This is a genomic window from Nonomuraea sp. NPDC003727, assembly GCF_053586935.1.
Genome location: NZ_JBSFNE010000019.1, coordinates 16273 through 34067, shown reverse-complemented (window position 1 = coordinate 34067; position 17795 = coordinate 16273). Strand labels below are relative to the sequence as shown.

Annotated in this window: 16 protein-coding genes and 1 riboswitch; of the genes, 8 read left to right on the top strand and 8 right to left on the bottom strand. The window is 70.8% G+C overall.

Going from position 1 to position 17795, the window contains the following annotated elements; genetic code table 11:
- Positions 1-751: 751 nt before the first annotated feature.
- Both dacB and ACWDLG_RS36165 read right to left on the bottom strand, forming a co-directional pair.
- The gene (gene dacB, locus ACWDLG_RS36170; protein WP_449928771.1) at positions 752-2299 is read right to left on the bottom strand and encodes a D-alanyl-D-alanine carboxypeptidase/D-alanyl-D-alanine endopeptidase; all 1548 of its coding nucleotides are present in this window, start codon (positions 2297-2299) and stop codon (positions 752-754) included.
- 186 nt (positions 2300-2485) lie between these two features.
- Entirely contained in the window at positions 2486-3037 is a 552-nt protein-coding gene (locus tag ACWDLG_RS36165; RefSeq protein ID WP_449928769.1) for an FHA domain-containing protein, read from the bottom strand.
- 80 nt (positions 3038-3117) lie between these two features.
- Here ACWDLG_RS36165 and ACWDLG_RS36160 point away from each other — a divergent pair, with 80 nt between their 5' ends.
- The 3 genes from ACWDLG_RS36160 to ACWDLG_RS36150 are packed head-to-tail and all read left to right on the top strand — an operon-like array spanning position 3118 to position 6859.
- Positions 3118-3630, top strand: coding sequence for a PadR family transcriptional regulator (locus ACWDLG_RS36160; RefSeq protein WP_354909692.1), 513 nt, complete (start codon positions 3118-3120; stop codon positions 3628-3630).
- A complete protein-coding gene (locus ACWDLG_RS36155) occupies positions 3627-4325 on the top strand; it encodes an ABC transporter ATP-binding protein (protein WP_449928767.1) in 699 nt (232 codons plus the stop codon). The genes ACWDLG_RS36160 and ACWDLG_RS36155 overlap by 4 nt, the downstream gene beginning before the upstream one ends.
- A complete protein-coding gene (locus tag ACWDLG_RS36150; RefSeq protein WP_449928765.1) occupies positions 4322-6859 on the top strand; it encodes an FtsX-like permease family protein in 2538 nt (845 codons plus the stop codon). The genes ACWDLG_RS36155 and ACWDLG_RS36150 overlap by 4 nt, the downstream gene beginning before the upstream one ends.
- Here ACWDLG_RS36150 and ACWDLG_RS36145 read toward each other — a convergent pair.
- The 3 genes from ACWDLG_RS36145 to ACWDLG_RS36135 form a co-directional block, all read right to left on the bottom strand.
- A complete protein-coding gene (locus ACWDLG_RS36145; protein ID WP_449928763.1) occupies positions 6852-7619 on the bottom strand; it encodes a class I SAM-dependent methyltransferase in 768 nt (255 codons plus the stop codon). The two genes, ACWDLG_RS36150 and ACWDLG_RS36145, sit on opposite strands and share 8 nt — an antisense overlap.
- Positions 7558-8928 (bottom strand): MFS transporter, encoded by a 1371-nt coding sequence (locus ACWDLG_RS36140; RefSeq protein WP_449928761.1) that lies wholly within the window; start codon positions 8926-8928, stop codon positions 7558-7560. The genes ACWDLG_RS36145 and ACWDLG_RS36140 overlap by 62 nt, the downstream gene beginning before the upstream one ends.
- 81 nt (positions 8929-9009) lie before the next feature.
- Positions 9010-9867, bottom strand: a complete 858-nt coding sequence (locus tag ACWDLG_RS36135; RefSeq protein WP_449928759.1) for a hypothetical protein — start codon at positions 9865-9867, stop codon at positions 9010-9012.
- A gap of 231 nt (positions 9868-10098) precedes the next feature.
- Here ACWDLG_RS36135 and serA point away from each other — a divergent pair, with 231 nt between their 5' ends.
- Both serA and ACWDLG_RS36125 read left to right on the top strand, forming a co-directional pair.
- A complete protein-coding gene (gene serA, locus ACWDLG_RS36130; protein ID WP_449928757.1) occupies positions 10099-11688 on the top strand; it encodes a phosphoglycerate dehydrogenase in 1590 nt (529 codons plus the stop codon).
- A gap of 328 nt (positions 11689-12016) precedes the next feature.
- On the top strand, positions 12017-12139 hold the full coding sequence (locus ACWDLG_RS36125; protein ID WP_354909674.1) for a hypothetical protein: 123 nt from the start codon (positions 12017-12019) through the stop codon (positions 12137-12139).
- A gap of 217 nt (positions 12140-12356) precedes the next feature.
- Here ACWDLG_RS36125 and ACWDLG_RS36120 read toward each other — a convergent pair whose 3' ends face one another.
- On the bottom strand, positions 12357-12845 hold the full coding sequence (locus ACWDLG_RS36120) for a C40 family peptidase (protein WP_354909672.1): 489 nt from the start codon (positions 12843-12845) through the stop codon (positions 12357-12359).
- Positions 12846-13007: 162 nt separating this feature from the next.
- A riboswitch (cyclic di-AMP (ydaO/yuaA leader) is annotated at positions 13008-13151 on the bottom strand.
- 100 nt (positions 13152-13251) lie between these two features.
- Between ACWDLG_RS36120 and ACWDLG_RS36115 the strand changes: the two genes are divergently transcribed.
- From ACWDLG_RS36115 to ACWDLG_RS36105, 3 genes are all read left to right on the top strand, one after another.
- The gene (locus ACWDLG_RS36115; protein WP_354909669.1) at positions 13252-14304 is read left to right on the top strand and encodes a 3-isopropylmalate dehydrogenase; all 1053 of its coding nucleotides are present in this window, start codon (positions 13252-13254) and stop codon (positions 14302-14304) included.
- Between the two features lie 209 nt (positions 14305-14513).
- A complete protein-coding gene (locus tag ACWDLG_RS36110) occupies positions 14514-15611 on the top strand; it encodes a branched-chain amino acid aminotransferase (RefSeq protein ID WP_449928753.1) in 1098 nt (365 codons plus the stop codon).
- A gap of 174 nt (positions 15612-15785) precedes the next feature.
- Positions 15786-16238, top strand: a complete 453-nt coding sequence (locus ACWDLG_RS36105) for a hypothetical protein (protein WP_449928751.1) — start codon at positions 15786-15788, stop codon at positions 16236-16238.
- A 48-nt stretch (positions 16239-16286) separates the two neighbouring features.
- On the opposite strand, the gene ACWDLG_RS36100 is transcribed toward ACWDLG_RS36105, so the two are convergent.
- Complete coding sequence (locus ACWDLG_RS36100) at positions 16287-17075, bottom strand: dienelactone hydrolase family protein (protein WP_449928749.1); 789 nt, start codon at positions 17073-17075, stop codon at positions 16287-16289.
- Between the two features lie 122 nt (positions 17076-17197).
- On the bottom strand, positions 17198-17785 hold the full coding sequence (locus ACWDLG_RS36095; RefSeq protein WP_449928747.1) for a GNAT family N-acetyltransferase: 588 nt from the start codon (positions 17783-17785) through the stop codon (positions 17198-17200).
- Positions 17786-17795 lie beyond the last annotated feature (10 nt).

The following is a 17795-nucleotide window of genomic DNA, read 5'->3' as shown; positions in this document are numbered from 1 at the left end:
ACGCGTCACCGAGCGCCCGTGGCCGGGCGCCGTTACGGAAGGTGATGTCCGGACGGTACGTGGCGGATGGGGCCGCGGTCCCGGCACCGAGAGCTCCCGACCTCGGTGGAGTCCGTGGCGTCGATGGCCGCGCGACCGTGGCGGTCGGAGGGCGGCCCGTGCCCCTGATGCCGGCGGTCCCGTGACACCAGCGGCTCGGTCGAGATGCGGACCCCGTGATACCAGCGATTCGGTCGAGATGCGGATCCCCCGTGACTCCCGCGGTTCGGTCGAGATGCGGATCCGTAGGCGGGGCCCGGGACCTGCCGAGCCTCGGGCGGGTGGAACCGGCGAACCCGGTGGACCGGGTGGGCCGTGGGCGGTGCGGGGTGGGTGGTGCGCGGGGTGCGTGGGGTCGTGGGTTCGGAGGGTGCGTTGTGCGCGGGATGCGTGGGGCTGGGCGGTGCGAGGTGGGTGGTGCGCGGGGTCCGTGGGGTTGTCGGTTCGCGGGGTGCGTTGTGCGCGGGGCGCGTGGGGCCGTGGCGATGTGGGGTGGGTGGTGCGCGGGGTCCGTGGGGTTGTCGGTTCGCGGGGTGCGTTGTGCGCGGGATGCGTGGGGCCGTGGCGATGTGGGGTGGGTGGTGCGCGGGGTGCACGAGCTGTGGGCTTCGCGGGGCGGGGGTGTGTGGGGTGCCGGAGGTGTCAAGTGTGTGGAAAGGGGACGGCCCGCCTGGAAGGTTCCGGGCGGGCCGTGCGGGTGGCGGTCAGAGGGTCAGCACTCGACGGGCTTGAGCCACGAGCACTCCAGCTCGCCGCCCTCCGGCGCGGCCGGGCTCTCCTCGCCGCGCAGCTGGGCGGCGGTGTCCGGAGCGGTGCGGCTGAACTTCGCCAGCCGTACCGCGATCTTGTCCTCGATGTCCTTGGGGGACCCGGACAGGTACTGGTTCAGCATGATCGAGAACACCAGCGGCTCGCCCTCGGCGCTCGTCACGTACCCGGACAGCGACGTGACGCTCGTCAGCGACCCGGTCTTGGCGTGGACGTTGTTGGCGGCGGGCGTGCCGCGCATCCGGCTGCGCAGGGTGCCGCCGGTGAAGCGGTCGGCGTTGCCGGCGATGGGCAGCGCGTCGTACCAGGTCTTGAACCACGGCTTGCTCCGCACCGACAGCAGCAGCTGGCTGATGGAGGTGGCGGTGACGCCGTCGCGGCGGGACAGGCCGGAGCCGTCGCGCAGGTTCAGGATCTGCACCCCGTTGGCCTTGGCGAAGTCGGAGGTGGCCTTGAGCCCGGCGGCCCACGTGCCCTGGCCGGCGACCTTGCGGCCCATGGCCTTGGTCAGGATCTCGGCGTGGATGTTGTTGCTGAGCTTCATGAACGGCACCAGCAGCTCGCTCAGCGGCATCGACTCGTGCTTGGCCAACTCGGTCGCCCCCTCGGGCGCGCCGCTGACGGTGGGCCCGAGGACCTTGACGCCGTGGGCGTTCAACGCCTTGCGGAACAGGGAGGCGGCGTAGCGGGTGGGGTCGTCGACGGCCACCCACTCGCTGTACGGCCCGGCCACGGTGCCGGTGATGACGACCGTGTTGGTGGCGTGCCGGCGTTCGACGAGCACGTCGGTCGAGGTGCCGACGGTGGCGTTGTTGACGATCTTCAGGTAGTCGGTCTCGGGGGTGGTGGAGACCTTGACCTTGTCCCCGTCGGGTGCGACCGAGACGATGACCGAGCCCGCGTCGTAGTCCTTGTCGGGTGAGGCGGTCAGCGCGGAGATCGGGGCGGCGTAGTAGGCGGTCTCGTCGTCCCAGGCCCAGTCCTGGCCGAGCCGTACCGTGTCGAACCAGGTGTCGTCGGTGACCAGCTTGCCGGTGACGAGCTTGACGCCCTTCGCGGCGACGGCGGCGGCGAGCGCGTCGTAGTCGGCGGCCAGCATCGTCGGGTCGCCGGTGCCGCGCAGCACCAGGTCACCGGTGAGCACGGACCCGACGGTACGGCCGGCGGCCAGCGCGCTGGTGGTGAACCGGTGGTCGAGGCCGAGCACCTCGGCCGCGGCCGCGGAGGTGAACAGCTTGGCGTTGGAGGCGGGGGTCATGAGCTTGCCCGCGTCGTTCGAGTAGAGCTCCTCGCCGGTGGCGGCGCTCTTGACCACGACGCCGGCGCGGGCGATGTCCAGCCGGGAGTCGCTGAGGATCTGGTTGAGGTCCTGGGTGAGGTCGGCGACGCCGGGGGAGGGGTCGGCGGCCGTGGCGGGAGCGACGGGGCCGGACGCCCACGCGAGGGCCACGACGAGCGCTCCGGCGGCGAGTGAGGCGGGGGTGCGACGCATGGAGGTCTCCAGGGTGCGTACTTGGTCTCGCAGGGATCATGGGAGCGCCGATCCCCCGCCGCAATCCGCAAATTTCCGTATCTTTCCCAGCGTGCTTGCGGAGGTTGGCCATCCCGCACGTCGCCGCAGCGTGTGACGGCAGGTGGAAGCGCCTCGGCGCGGAACGGAAACCGCGGGCGATGCGGGTCAGGCGGTGGTCGCCGGGCTGGACACCAGGAAGCCCACGTCGCCGAACGAGATCTCGTCGCCCGAGCGCACGCGCGCGGGCCCCACCAGCCGCCATCCGTTGAGGCGGGTGCCGTTCAGCGATCCCAGGTCGACCAGCATCCATGACCCGTCGTCGGTCCTGCGCAGCTCGGCGTGCACCCGGGAGACGGTCAGGTCGGCCAGCACCAGGTCGCAGGCCGACCCTCGGCCGACCACGTACCTGAGCCGGCTGTCGTCGGGCAGCGCCAGGCGTGGCAGGCGCGGCTTGCGCCACGCGGACTGCACCCGGGTGGTGAACTCCGAGACCGAGGCCACCACGTCGGTCAGCCGCTGGCGAAGGGTGTTGCGCGGGGGAAGGTCGGCGACCAGCTCGTCGAGCTCGTGGCGGCTGCGCGCACGTAGTGCCTGATCGACTCGGCCCACGAACGTGTCGTGACTCAGACGCCCCTCGACGGCGCGGTCGCGGAGCTCGTCGATGGCGCGATCACGTTCCCCATCGGAGGCGCGAAATGGGGGTTGCGTCGAGCTCATGCCCCGAGTATCGGCCCGAACCGCGTTTCCTGTCCAGAAAACCTTGAATGGGGCATACTGCGTATGCATACTCAGTATTCATGTCGATCAGACACGGGCTCCTGGCGCTGCTGAGCCAGGGGCCTCGGTACGGCTATCAGCTGCGCGCGGAGTTCGAGGCGTCGACGGGGGCGACCTGGCCGCTCAACATCGGCCAGGTCTACACGACGCTTTCGCGCATGGAACGGGACGGCCTGGTCGCCTCCGGCGAGGAGGACGAGCAGGGCCGGGTCGTCTACACGGTCACCGAGGCCGGTCGGGCCGAGATGGGGCGATGGTTCAGCACCCCCGTCGCCCAGTCCGACCGGCCGAGGGACGAGCTGGTCATCAAGCTGGCGATGGCCGTCACCGCGAAGGACGTGGACGTCGGCAAGGTCGTGCAGCGCCAGCGGACCGCCACGATGCGCACCCTGCAGGAGCTGACCCGGGCCAAGCGCGCCGGCTCGGCGGGCCCCGCCCAGCGTCTGGTGCTGGATTCGATGATCTTTCAGGCCGAGGCCGAGCAGCGCTGGCTCGACCACTGCGAGGCCGTACTCAAGGAGGCTGGAGCATGAAGCAGGTGGTGGTGTCGTTGCACGACGTGGCGCGCGTGCACGGGGAGGGCGAGGCCGCCGTCCACGCCCTGAGGGGCGTCAGCCTGCAGGTCGCGTCGGGGGAACTGGTGGCGGTCATGGGCCCGTCGGGCTCGGGCAAGTCGACGCTGCTCAACCTCGCGGGCGGCCTCGACCGGCCCACCGGCGGCACGGTGACCGTCGAGGGCGTCGACCTGGCGACGGTCAGGGACCTGGCGGCGCTGCGGCGCAGGAGCGTCGGCTACGTCTTCCAGGACCTCAACCTCATCCCCTCGCTGACCGCGGCGGAGAACGTCATGCTGCCCCGCGAGCTCGACGGCGTGCGCGCCCGCGACGCCCGGCGGGAGGCGCTCGAGGTGCTGGGCCAGGTGGGCCTGGCGCACGTCGCCGACAGGTTCCCCGACGAGATCTCCGGCGGGCAGCGCCAGCGCGTCGCGATCGCCAGGTCGTTGGTGGGCGAGCGGCGGCTGATCCTGGCCGACGAGCCGACGGGCGCGCTGGACACGCCGACCGGCGACGAGATCCTCGAGTTACTGCGCAGCCGCTGCGAGGCGGGCGCGGCGGTGCTGCTGGTCACCCACGAGTCGCGCTACGCGGGGTGGGCCGACAGGGTGGTGTTCCTGCGCGACGGGCTGATCGCCGACACGACGGCCGCGCCGGTGGAGAGCGCCCGATGAGGGCCGCGCTGCGCATCTCCCGGCGTGACGCCGCCAGGGCCAAGGGGCGCACCGCGCTGATCATGGTGATGATCGGCCTGCCGGTCCTGGTGATCACGGGGTTGCTCACCGTCGTGGCGACCGCGAACGTCTCGCTCCGCGAAGGGCTGGTCAGGCAGCTGGGCGCGGCCGACCTGCGGATCACGACGACGGAGTACGCCAGGGTCGGCGAGCAGCACGGCTCCATCGGACTGCCGGGCCCCGTCGACGACGGCGAACCGAAGCGGGGCGGGCCCACGACCGCGGCGCAGGCGGCCGCGCGGCTGCAGCCCGGCGCGAGGCTGATCGGCTTCGACGAGGGGAGCGTCGACGTCTGGCTCGACGACGGCTACGAGCACGTCAGCGCGGCCGAGATCGACCTGCGCGATCCCCTGGCGAAGGGCATGCGGCCGCTCGTCGCGGGCCGCTACCCCGCCGGTCCCGACGAGGTGGTGGTGGCCAACGGGCTCCCGTTCCGGCCCGGCGAGACCATCAGGGTCACCCGGGCCGACCGCCAGGTGAGAGTGGTGGGCGTGGTGGCCTACCCGTTCAGCTCCGCGCACCGCGAGATCATCGGGTTCAGGGGCGTGCTGCTGCTGAACAAGCGCGACGGCGCCGGCACCGGCTGGCTGGCCGACACCCCGGCCCCCGCGACCCTGGCCGACACCCGGCGCCTCAACGAGGTCGGCCTCGTCGGACTCTCGGCGCTCACCGCCGCCTACGACAGGCCGATGGTGCCGACGACGAGCATGGACGTGCTGGCGGTCGCGCTCGTCGTCTTCATGGTGACGGCCGAGACCGTCCTGCTGGCCGGACCCGCGTTCGCCATCGGGTTGCGCCGCCGCAGGACGGAGCTCGCGATGATCTCCGCCCAGGGCGGCTCGGCGGCGCACCTGCGGGCGGTCGTGCTGGCCGACGGTCTCGTCCTGGGCGGCCTCGCCTCCGCCGTGGGGGCCGTCGCAGGGACGGCGGGCGGGCTGCTGCTGGTGCCGTTCGTCTCGACCACCGTGGGCCCGACCGACGTGCCCTGGTGGCAGGTGGCGGGCGTGGCGGCGCTCGGGCTGGTCAGCGGCGTGGTGGCGGCGCTGGTTCCCGCCCAGCAGGCGGCCCGCCAGGACACCGCCGCCGTGCTGGCAGGACGCTCGGGCAGCACCCGGGTCAAGGCCGGCAAGCCGGTGCTCGGGCTGGTCCTGGTGGCCGCCAGTCTCGCCGCGATGGTTCTGGCGGCGAGGACCGAGGAGTTGTGGATCTTCATGGCCGCCATGCTCGGGCTGCTCGGGATGGTGGCGCTGACGCCGTGGATCGTCACGGCCACGGGGCGACCGGCCGGCCGGCTGCCGCTCGCGCTGCGGCTGACCGTGCGCGACGCCGTCCGGCATCGCGTGCGTACGGCGTCGGCCGTCGCGGCCGTCATGACCGCGACCGCCGGAGCCGTCACGGTGGGCATCGGGATCTACAGCCAGCACATCGCCCACCAGGAGTCGTACCGGTCCGCCATTCCGGCCGGCACGCTGGCGATCAGTGCGGCCGCCGCGGACGACGCGGAATGGGCCAAGATCCGCACGGCCGTGGAGGAACGGCTGCCCAGCGTCGAACTGGTCGGAGGGTACCGCGCGGCGGACGACCGGGGCCGCCTGCTCGACCTGCGCGCCCGGCGGCCGGTCCGGTGTGACGGATGCGGTGTGGAGTCCTTCGACTTCTCCATCGGCGACCAGCGGCTGCTCGATCTGCTCCAGGGCGAGCACGACCCGCGCACGGCCGCCGCGTTCGCGGCGGGCAAGGCGGTGGTCTTCGACCCGTCGCTGGTGCGCGACGGCAGGCTCGTCGTCGAGGCCGGCACCTACGCGTCCCGCGACCCGTACCAGACCTTCGAGCTGCCCGCGATCGTGGCGAAGGCGGCCGACCGGAACCTGGGCGCCGTCCTGGTCCCGCCGTCGGCGGTGGCGGCGAAGGGGTGGAAGCTCACCGAGCGCCAGCTCCACGCGCGGCACCAGCCGAAGGCCATGGACAGGTTCAAACGGGACCTCCTGGCGATCAGTCCCCATGCCGGCGCCAACCTGGAGTGGGGATATCACCGAGACATCGGCGATGAACTGCTCGTGCTGCTGGGCGGCGCGCTGGTGCTGGTGCTCGGCGGCACGTTCGTGGCCACCGCGCTGGCGGCGGCCGACATGCGGCCCGACCTCGCGACCGTCTCGGCGGTGGGAGCGCCCGCCACGACGGGCCGGCTGGCGGTGGCCGGCCAGGCCGGCTACATCGCCGGTCTCGGCGCGCTGGTGGGCGCCGTCGCCGGCGCCGCCCCCGGTGTCGCGCTGGCGTGGGTGATGACCAGCGGCGGCGGCACGACCCGGGCATACGGCTGGGTCCGCGTCATGCAGGACATCAAACCGGCGACGATCGCCGTGCCGTGGCCCCTGGTCGGCGGCCTCGTGATCGGCCTGCCGCTGCTGGCCGCGCTCGTCGCGGGAGTGTTCGCGCGGCCCGGAAGGCTGACGGTGACCCGTCGCCTCACCTGACGGCGCGGCGCACGCGGAGCTTGGACTGCTTGAGCGGCAGGAGCTCCCAGTCGTCCATGAACTCCGCCGTCAGGCCGTGCCGCTCGGCCAGCCGCGCGAGCGTCTCGGTCCGGTAGTAGAAGTCTTCGCGCAGGACGTGGTGCTCCTTGCCCTGCGTCCTGTCGAAGGTGAAGTCGAACCAGCCGTCGGGCTTCATGACGCGGGTCACGTGCGCGAAGCACTCCTCGATCACATGCAGAGGGGAGTGGGAGAAGACGCTGTGGGCGTGGACGACGTCGAAGTACTCGTCCGGCAGGAACTCGAAGCGCAGATCGCGGACGGGGATGAGGTGGGGGAGCTTGCCCTGCAGGCCGTAGTCGGCCAGCGTCCGCTGGGCGGCGAAGAGGATGTCGGGAGAGATGTCGAGCCCGTAGTAGTTGCCGGGGGAGAGGTAGTCGATGAACAGCCGCCCGGCGCGCAGGTTGCCGCAGCCGATCTCCAGCATGCGGTGCTCGGGGCGCAGGCCGTGCGTGACGAGGTAGTCGAACTGCGTCTGGCCCAGCTTCAGCCACCGCTGCCTGCTCTTGGCGCCGACGGCGCGGTCGGGGTTGCGGCCGGTGTCGGAGCGCATCACGGCCCGGTAGTAGTCGACGTGGTCACGGGTGTGCAGCCGGAACCACAGGTCTCTGGTGAGCCGCCGCGCGTGGGGGAGGACTCTGTCAGGGTGCCGGAGGGCGTATCTCGCCTGATGTAGAAGACTCGAGCGGGTCATGCAGAACATGTTCCGCTGTCAATCGGTAACGGAACGTCATGAGGACGGCAAGAAAGATAATGGAGGCTGGCACGGCTGTTTGACCGAGGAGCACGGCGGTGACGGCCGATTCCGGCTGCGCCACCGGCCTGCCCGGATCGGACGGCACGAATCCACCCAGCGACAGCACCGCGCCGAAGATCAGCGCGCCGAAGGCGCTCACCGCGCTCTCGACCGCCGTCCACAACCCGGTGAACACGCCCGCGCGCCGCATGCCGGTCGTGGCGGCGTCGAGGGCGATCACGTCGGCCAGCATCGAGAACTGCAGCAGCTGGACGCCGGCGAACCCGATGCCCACCACCAGCAGCATGAGGTGCGCGAACAGGTCGCCGAACAGGGGCGTGGCGACCGCCGCCGCCGTACCGCAGGCGAAGACGAGGCCGGCGATGAGCATCGCCCCCCGCTTGTCGTACCGCTTGGACAGCTTCACCCACAGCGGCATCGTGAGCAGGATCGGCCCGATCAGCGCGGCGAACAGCGTGCTGGTCGCCTTGGGGTCGTCGAGAACGTAGGTGGCGAAGTACGGCGCCGCCGCCAGCATCACCCCGACGGCGAGGAACTGCGTGCAGCTCAGCGCCAGCAGCCAGCCGTACGACGCGTTGCCGCGCAGCACCGCGAACTGCGACCACAGCGAGCCGCCGTCGGGCTCGGGGGCGCCGGTCATGGGGGCGCGGGCCGTACCGAAGAAGGCGCCGAGCATGGCGGCCAGCATCACGATCGCGATGGTGACGCCCATCAGCCGGTAGCCGGCCGGCGTGCCGCCGTCGCCCTGGCTGTTGACGATGGCGGGTGCGACGACGCCGCTGATCACGGTCGCCGCGCCGATGAAGACCATCCGCCACTGCAGCAACGCGGTCCGCTCGTGGTAGTCGCCGGTCATCTCGGCGGGCATCGCCTTGTACGGCACCTCGAACAGCGCGTAGGCGGTGGCGGCGACCAGGAAGACCGCCGCCACGTAGACGGCGGCGGGCGTGCCGGTGAGCGGGGGGCCCGCGAACAGCGCCGCGAAGGCGAGCGGGAGCGTGCAGGCGCCCGCCAGCATCCACGGCCTGCGCGGTCCCATCCGTGACACCGTACGGTCGGACCACCGGCCCACCAGCGGGTTCACGACCAGGTCCCACGCCTTGGGCGCGGCCACGACCAGGCCGGCGAACCACGCGGGCACGGCCAGGAAGTTGGTCATGTAGTAGAGCAGCAGCAGTCCCGGCACCGCGGCGTAGGTGGCCGTGCAGAACGAGCCCACGCCGTACCCGAGCCGCACGCCGGTGGAGACGATCACGCCGCCAGTCAAGCCGACCGAGCTCTTGCTCGGTAGGCCCAATCAGTCCGTGACGTCCGCGCTCTTGCTCGGTAGGCCCAATCAGTCCGTGACGTCCGCGCACACCACGTGCGCGCCCAGCTCCACCATCCTGCGCTCGCTACGCGCGTCGGCCACCCGGGCCATGAGGATCGGCGCCTCGCTGGCCGCCAGCTGCGGCAGCCTGGCGCGAACCCCGCGGTGCAGGTCGCGGACCACGTCCTCGGCGGCCGACATGTGGACCTTGACGTGCAGCATGATGCCGGGGGCGCCCGAGGCCGTCCGCGCCTCGGAGATCCACACGTGGTGGACCAGCGGGTAGTCGGACAGCAGCAGCACGATCGCGCCGCGCAGCGCGGGCAGGATCGGGTGGGTGCACCGGCGGTAGCCGGGATCCACCTGCTGCATGGGCCCCGACAGGTGGGGGCGCGGCGCGGGGATCCACGACTGCGGCGCGGGCGCGACCTGCACGGGCGGCGCGCTCTGCAGCACCGAGCCACCGGTCGAGACCGCGGCCATGGCCCCGGTCGCGTACGCGGTGGGCATCGCGCCGGACAGCACCGGCTGAGATCCCGTCCGCGTCGAGACGAGGAAACGCTGGAGATCCTCGATCGGTACGGCTGCCGCGGCCGGGCCTGCGGCGTCGATCACGATCTCCCGCACGCCGGTGACGCGCTGGATGTCGAGGATGGTGTCGGCGTCGCAGGCCGACAGCGAATGGCCGCCCCGGTGCCGTGCGTAGGTTTGGGGCCCGGTATAACCGAGCAGGACGCGGTCACCGACCTGGGTCGTGCCCAGGACGACGGAGCGGTCAGGGCGCACGGCGACCAGGATTCCCCTGTCGGCGAGTGCGGCCAGCAGCAGGTGCGGACTGCCGTGCTGGACGAGCACGTCGGCGAGAGCGGGGTTCCCGATGCTCATAGGGTGAACGATAGGTAGTAGCCCACGGCTTATCAGGCTAATAGCGAAGAAATCTCCCGATCAAGACAAAGTTGGCTGCGGTCGGGATGAGTTCCCGGGGGGTGGGTACCGGGCTCGCCCAGATCCTGAGACCCTCGTGAATGCGTTCACAAGCCTAGATAGACTCAGAGAGATCCGAGGGGCCCGCTGACGTGTCCCTCAGCCCGTCGCATGCCCGAAGGATCCATCACAGTGAACAAGCCCGTCGTTCTGGTCGCAGAGGAGCTGTCGGAAGCAGGTCTCGCGGTGCTCGGCGCCGACTTCGAGGTCCGTCACACCGATGGCGCCGACCGCTCGCAGTTCCTGCCCGCGCTCGCCGACGTGGACGCGCTCATCGTCCGTTCCGCCACCCAGGTGGACGCCGAGGCCATCGCCGCGGCGCCGAAACTGCGCGTCGTCGCCCGCGCGGGTGTCGGTCTCGACAACGTCGACGTCGAGGCGGCGACGAAGGCCGGCGTCATGGTCGTGAACGCGCCGACCTCCAACATCACCAGCGCCGCCGAGCAGACGATCGCACTCATCCTCGCCAGCGCCCGCAACACCGCGCAGGCCCACGCCGCGCTCAAGAACGGCGAGTGGAAGCGGTCCAAGTACACCGGCGTCGAGCTCGACGAGAAGATCGTCGGCATCCTCGGCCTCGGCAAGATCGGCCAGCTCGTGGCCCAGCGGCTGCAGCCGTTCGGCGTCGAGCTGATCGCCTACGACCCCTACCTGCCGCCGGCCCGCGCCGCGGCGATGGGCGTCAAGCTGGTCAGCCTCGAGGAGGTCATCAGGACCGCCGACTTCATCACCGTGCACCTGCCGAAGTCGAAGGAGACCCTGGGTCTCATCGGCGACAAGGAGCTGCACGAGGTCAAGCCGTCGGTGCGCATCATCAACGTGGCCCGCGGCGGCATCGTCGACGAGGCCGCGCTCTACTCCGCGATCAAGGAAGGGCGCGTGGCAGGCGCGGGCCTGGACGTGTTCGCCAAGGAGCCCTGCACCGACAGCCCGCTGTTCGAGCTGGACCAGGTCGTCGCCACCCCGCACCTCGGCGCCTCCACCCACGAGGCCCAGGAGAAGGCCGGCACCCAGGTCGCCCGCAGCGTCAAGCTGGCCCTCGCCGGCGAGTTCGTGCCCGACGCGGTCAACGTCCAGGGCGGCGTCGTCGCCGAGGACGTCAAGCCGGGCCTGCCGCTGGCCGAGAAGCTGGGCCGCGTCTTCACCGCGCTCGCCGGTGAGACCGCCACCAAGCTCGACATCGAGGTCCGTGGCGAGATCGCCGCGCAGGACGTGCGGGTGCTGGAGCTGGCCGCGCTCAAGGGCGTCTTCACCGACATCGTCGAGGACGCCGTCACCTACGTCAACGCGCCGCTGCTGGCCAAGGAACGCAGCCTGACCGTCGAGCTGGTCACCAGCTCCGAGAGCCCCGACTGGCGCAACGTCGTCGGCGTGCGCGGTGTGCTGGCCGACGGCCGCACCGTCTCGGTGTCGGGCACGCTGTCGGGGCCGCGCCAGATCACCAAGATCGTCGAGGTCAACGGCTACGAGATGGAGATCGAGCCGACCGACCACCTGGCCTTCTTCACCTACACCGACCGGCCCGGCATCGTCGGCGTCGTGGGTCACCTGCTCGGCGAGAAGGGCATCAACATCGCCTCCATGCAGGTGGCGCGGGACGTCAAGGGCGGCAAGGCGCTGATCGCGCTGACCGTCGACTCGGCGATCCCGTCGGACGTGATGGACCAGATCGTGGCGGAGATCGGCGCCGACAGCGGGCGCTCGGTCGACCTGTCCGATTGACGCTTCCCATGGAGAACGCCCTTCCGCCGCTCGGCGGGAGGGCGTTCTTTCTTTCCGCTGCCGTCTCGCATCGTGAGATATTCGGACGTCCAACGAGACAGCCTGGACCGTGCCAGGTACTTTGGTAGGGATGCGCTGGGTACTCGTACTTATTACCTGCCGCGACGGGGCCTGTTAGGGCAGGTCGACTACCCGTCGCGGTGAGCGGCGTTGCGTCGGCCTTAAGTCCCCTTTCGTCCGGTCCGTGATCCGGACCGCACGAGACCAGGCCCGGTCGGATTCGCGACCGGGATCCGACGTCCGATTTCACTCGCGTCCGCGAAACGAGATGAGCCACGTGTACGACATGTATCCATGGAACCGCGCCGACGACCACGAGGAAGAGGCCGCGCAGGCCCTCCAGACCGCCCTGGACCGCAGGGACAACGGCGGTTCCCCCTTCCCCGGCTGAGCGGGACCGCCCCTTTCCCCGCTGGGCGGGACACCACCCTTCCCCCGCTGGGTGGGACCACCCTTTTCCCCTGGGGGCGCCGGCCGGCTTCCCCCGTTGAGCGGGACCACCCGGTGGAGGTCCCCCTGCTCCACCGGGGAGACCCCGGATCCCCCTCCGGGCGCGCGTCAGCCCGGAAACCGCCTCCGGTTCCCGGGCTGACGCGCGCTCCGACGGGTCAGAACGTGGCTCGTAGCCCCACGGGCGCGGACGAGGACTTCGCCTCGACGAGTCGCGCCTGCTGCTTCACGCCCTTGGGGTCGGGCCGTACCGCGCCGACGAACGCCTGGCGCCGCCACGCGCTGAGCTTCTCCTCCTTCACCACGTCACCGCTGTGCGGCGCGTGCACCATGTAGCCGGGCTTGGAGATCATCCCGACGTGGCCCAGTCCGCTGAAGAAGACCAGGTCGCCGGGCTTCAGGTTGTTCCACGTGATCTTCTTGTCGTACGCCTGGTACTGGTCGGCGGCCACGCGAGGAAGCTCGATCCCCGCCTTCTTGTAGGCCTTCATCGTCAGTCCTGAGCAGTCGTAGCCGTTCGGCCCGGTGCCGCCCCAGACGTACGGCGTGCCCCGCTTGGCCATCGCGAAGTCGAGCGCGATCTGCCATGCGGGCTTGGGTGCCTTCTCGAGCTGGGCCTTCTTGATGTCCGCTCCGGTGAGGGTCACCGTACGAGCGGGGTCGTCCTGGACGGGCCGGTCGGTGCCGGGTTCGGCCGTGACCGGCTGCTTCAGGGCGGGGGCGGGGGCGGCCGACGCGGGGGAGGCGGCGGCGATACCTGTGGCGAGGAGGCCGCCGACGACGGCAGCCGTGATGATGCGAGACAGGGGAATGTCCTTCCACGGGGCCGACCGGGTTAGCTGACGGGCTCGGGCGTGGAAGCCGCCCTACGGCATGGGGGTGCCGATTCGCCCCAGGGGGAATGGGTCCCCGGCTCCGTGCGAACGTCGCACCGGATTAGGCTGGCCGAGACTCTAACGAAAGGGTCAAAAGACCGCAAACACGACAAAACGCCGTGTCCGGAAAGTGAGATCAGGTGTTCGCCAGCCGAGACGACCCGGTAAGGTACCGGCCATGGAGTCGCGCAACATTCGTCTGGCCGTCATCCCCGGTGACGGGATCGGCACCGAGGTCGTCGCCGAGGGGCTCAAGGTCCTGGAGGCGGTCGGCGCCAAGATCGAGACCACCCACTACGATCTGGGCGCCACTCGCTACAACGCCACCGGCGAAACCCTGACCGACGAGACCCTGCAGGAGCTGCGCGGCTACGACGCCATCCTGCTCGGCGCGATCGGCGACCCCAGTGTCCCGCCGGGCGTCCTCGAGCGTGACCTGCTGCTGCGGCTCCGCTTCGAGCTCGACCACTACGTCAACCTGCGTCCGGTGAAGCTCTTCCCCGGCGTGACGACCCCGCTGGCCGACACCCGCCCCGAAGACATCGACATGATCGTCGTGCGCGAGGGCACCGAGAGCCTCTACGCGGGCGCCGGCGGCGTGCTGCGTCGCGGCACCCCGCACGAGATCGCCACCCAGGAGTCGCTCAACACCGCCTTCGGCGTCGAGCGCGTGGTCCGCTACGCCTTCGCCAAGGCCGCCGAGCGCCCCCGCAAGAAGCTCACGCTGGTCCACAAGACCAACGTGCTGACCTACGCCGGCGACCTGTGGATGCGCACCGTCAACCGGGTGGCCGCCGAGTTCCCCCAGGTCACGACCGACTACCAGCACATCGACGCGGCCTCGATGTTCTTCGTCAGCCAGCCCGAGCGCTTCGACGTGATCGTCACCGACAACCTCTTCGGCGACATCATCACCGACATCGGCGCCGCCATCGCCGGCGGCATCGGGCTGGCCGCCAGCGGCAACATCAACCCCGACCGGACCGCGCCCAGCATGTTCGAGCCGGTCCACGGCAGCGCGCCCGACATCGCCGGCCAGGGCAAGGCCGACCCCACCGCCACGATTCTGTCGGTGGCCATGATGCTCGACCACCTCGGCCTGACCGAGGAGGCGGCCCGCGTCGAGCAGGCCGTGGCCGACGACATCGTGGAGCGCCTCACCGGACGGGCCGGCCGTACGACGCACGAGATCGGTGACGACATCACCGCACGAGTAGCCGGCGGCGCCTGACCGCCTGCCACTCCAGCACCATAGGCGGCCTGGCGCCCTTCGGCCGGGTCCATACTGTCCGGGATCCGGCGAGCGCGTAGCCGCCTGGATACCACAATCAGCGCCTGGCGGCTCGCGAGAACGCCAGGCGTTTGCTGTAAGTTCCCGTTACCCGGTTCATCGCAAAATGGACTCAGGGCAAATCTCGCGGAAAGAGAAGGATTTCTGTCATGACCACCGCTCAGAAGCTCAGCTTCGATGTGCAGCTCTCCGACCACGCTCGCACCGCTGCGGAGCGCGAGCAGGTACTGGCGAACCCGGGGTTCGGACAGACCTTCACCGATCACATGATCTCGATCGACTACACCGAGGGCAGGGGCTGGCACGACGCGCGGCTCACGCCGTACGGGCCGCTCGTCCTCGACCCCGCCACCTCCGTCTTCCACTACGCGCAGGAGCTGTTCGAGGGGCTCAAGGCCTACCGCCAGGCCACCGGGTCGATCGTGACGTTCCGGCCCTACGCGAACGCCGGCCGCTTCAACGCCTCCTGCGTCCGCATGGCCATGCCGGAACTGCCCGAGGACACCTTCGTCGAGTCGCTCGACCTGCTCGTCCAGGCCGACCGCGACTGGGTGCCCACCACCGAGGGACACAGCCTCTACCTGCGGCCCTTCATCATCGCGACGCAGGTGGGGCTGGGCGTCAACTACCCGTCCAAGAGCTACCGGTACATGGTCATCGCCTCCCCCGCCGCCTCCTACTTCAGCGGCGGCGTGAAGCCGGTGTCGGTGTGGCTGTCCACCGAGTACACCCGCGCCGCCCCCGGCGGCACCGGCGCCGCCAAGTGCGGCGGCAACTACGCGGCCGCCTTCGTCGCCCAGCGTCAGGCCGTCGAGCAGGGCTGCGACCAGGTGGTCTGGCTCGACTCCAACGAGCACAGGTACGTCGAGGAGATGGGCGGGATGAACCTGTTCTTCGTCTTCGGCAACAAGCTCTTCACCCCCGAGCTGACCGGCACCCTGCTGCCCGGCATCACCCGCGACTCCATCCTCTCCCTGGCCGCCGACCTCGGCCTCGAAGCCGAGGAGGGCCGCCTGTCCATCGAGGAATGGCAGGCGGGCTGCGAGTCGGGCGAGCTCACCGAGGTGTTCGCGTGCGGCACGGCGGCGGTCGTGACGCCGGTCGGGTCGGTCAAGGGCGCGGACCGCGCCTGGACGATCGGCGACGGCACCCCCGGCCCCGTGACCATGAAGGTGCGCGAGGAACTGCTCGGCATCCAGTACGGCACCCGCCCCGACACCCACAACTGGATCCACAAGCTCTCCTGACGAGGAGACAGGCCTGCCGCCGCGGGGCTCCGGTCCGTCCTTCGGGTCGACCGGAGCCCCGCCTCGCGTAGGCCCACCCGTTGCCAGGGAATCTCCCTCGGAGACGAGAAGGCACGCTCCGCCCGGCGTTCAGAGAGACGATGGTCTTGAGCGGCGCCGCCCGAGGGGGAGCTCATGCACTGGCACTGTTACAGCTGGGTGGGGGTGGGCGACGAGCTGTGGCGGGAGGCGGAGCGCCGCCCCGTGCCGGGGACGGGCCGGCCGCCGGGGACCACCCATCCGCTTCCCGAACCTGACCCGGCCCTGTTCAGCCGCTCGCACCTGCCGCCCATGCGGACCGGCGACTGGCTGTTGAAGCCCCGCTCGCGGATCTCGCTCACCGGCGACGAGGTGGGCCAGGTGCTGGCCTGGCTGCGCGCCCAGTACGCGCACGCGGAAGGGTCGTTCCTGCGGCCTGACCAGGAGGCGCGGATCGGAGTGGAGTACCGGCTGGAGGAGGCGGCCGACCTGCTGGCGCGCGGGGTGGACGTGCAGTGGGGGATCTGGCTCCAGGGCGGCCGCTATCTGTGTCTCGGCGTCGTCTGCTGCCCTCACGCGCAGCTGCCCCACCCCTGTCCGGCGAGGTGAGCGCGCCCCACGCGCAGCTGCCCCGCCCCCTCCGGCGAGGTGAGCCCGTCACGTTTCGCTGGTGAGACCGGCGTGCGTGCCGACGAAGTCAAGCGTCCGGCGCCACGCGTCGGCCGTCGCGTCCGCGAAGTCGCGGGCGGCGAGCTCGAAGAAGCCGTGCGGCGCGCCGGGGTAGGTGACGAACTCGTGCGGGCATCCGGCCGTGGTCAGAGCCTCGGCGAAGGCGTCGACCGTGGCGGGCGGGATGGCCTCGTCCGCTCCGCCCCAGAGGGCCAGGATGGGGGCGGTCAGGTCGGCGGCGAGCTGGGTGGGGCCGGGCGCGCCGTTGATCGCGTCGGGGAACCCGTAGAAGCCGACGGCGCCCGCCAGCCCGAACCGCGCGGCGGCGGAACGGAAGGCCTGGCGCCCGCCGAAACAGAAACCGAGCGAGAAGAGCGACCGGGCCCCGATCGACCGCACGTGCTCGGCCGCCGCATTGATGTCGGCGTCCAGTCCCGCGGGGGTGAGACGGACCAGATGCGGCATGAGGACGGCCATGTCGTCGAATTCGGCACCGCGACTGCGGTAATCGACGCCGGCGGTGCGGGCGAAATAGTCGAGGGCCAGCGCGGTATGCCCTTGTTCGGCGAGCCGGATGGTGAGCGTTTCATAAAAGACGGACAGGCCCTTGTTGTCGGGCAGTACCAGCACGGCCGCCCCCGACGGCCGTTCGGGACGGGCGAGATAGGCGCCGACCAGGGCGCCGTCGGTGGCGGTGAGCGTCATCGGGCCGGCCTCGGCGACCTGGGTGACGGCGGGGCCGGGCACGGGGGGAAGGGCGGCGGCGTCATAACACATGAGAAATTCCTCGCGGTGGGAGTTGGGCGACTCGCGAGGAAGGCTAACAAGAAATACGCCGCCTATTTCTCAGCATAGCAGGCCGAAATAAATTTATCGCATCTGTTCGGGCCTGTTTTCGGTCACCGGGCCGAGCTGGAATTGCGGCCGGCTTCCCATTCGGCCTTGGTCAGGGCGTATTCGACCTCGCCCTCCTCGGACCCGTCGATGCTCTCCGGCCAGTCCTGGAAGAAGGTCCGTACGAACCGCAGCCCCGACTTCTCCATCACGCGCCTGGATCCGGTGTTCACCGACATCGTGAAGGCGGTCACCCGCTCCACGCCCTGTTCGGTGAAGCCGCGCTCGATGAGCGCGCGCGAGCCCTCGGTGCCGAAGCCCTTGCCCCATGCCGGCCTCCGCAGCCGGTAGCCGAGCTCGATCTCGCCAGGAGGGGCGTCCCGCTGCGGCCTGAAGTGGAACCAGCCGATGAACTCGCCCGTGGCCTTCTCCTCGGCCGCCCAGAAGCCGAAGCCGCCGGGCCGCTCGTAGTAGGCCAGGAGCCTGGGCAGCGTGACGTCCCTGATCTCCTCGCGGGCGACGGGCCTGCCGCCGTTGAGGAAGCGCATGACGTCGGGGTCGTTGTCGAGTTCGACGAGGTTGTCGAGGTCGTCAGGGGTGAGGCGGCGCAGGATCAGCCGCTCGGTCTCGAGAACAAGGTGCACGCCGGGCATTCTTGCGGGG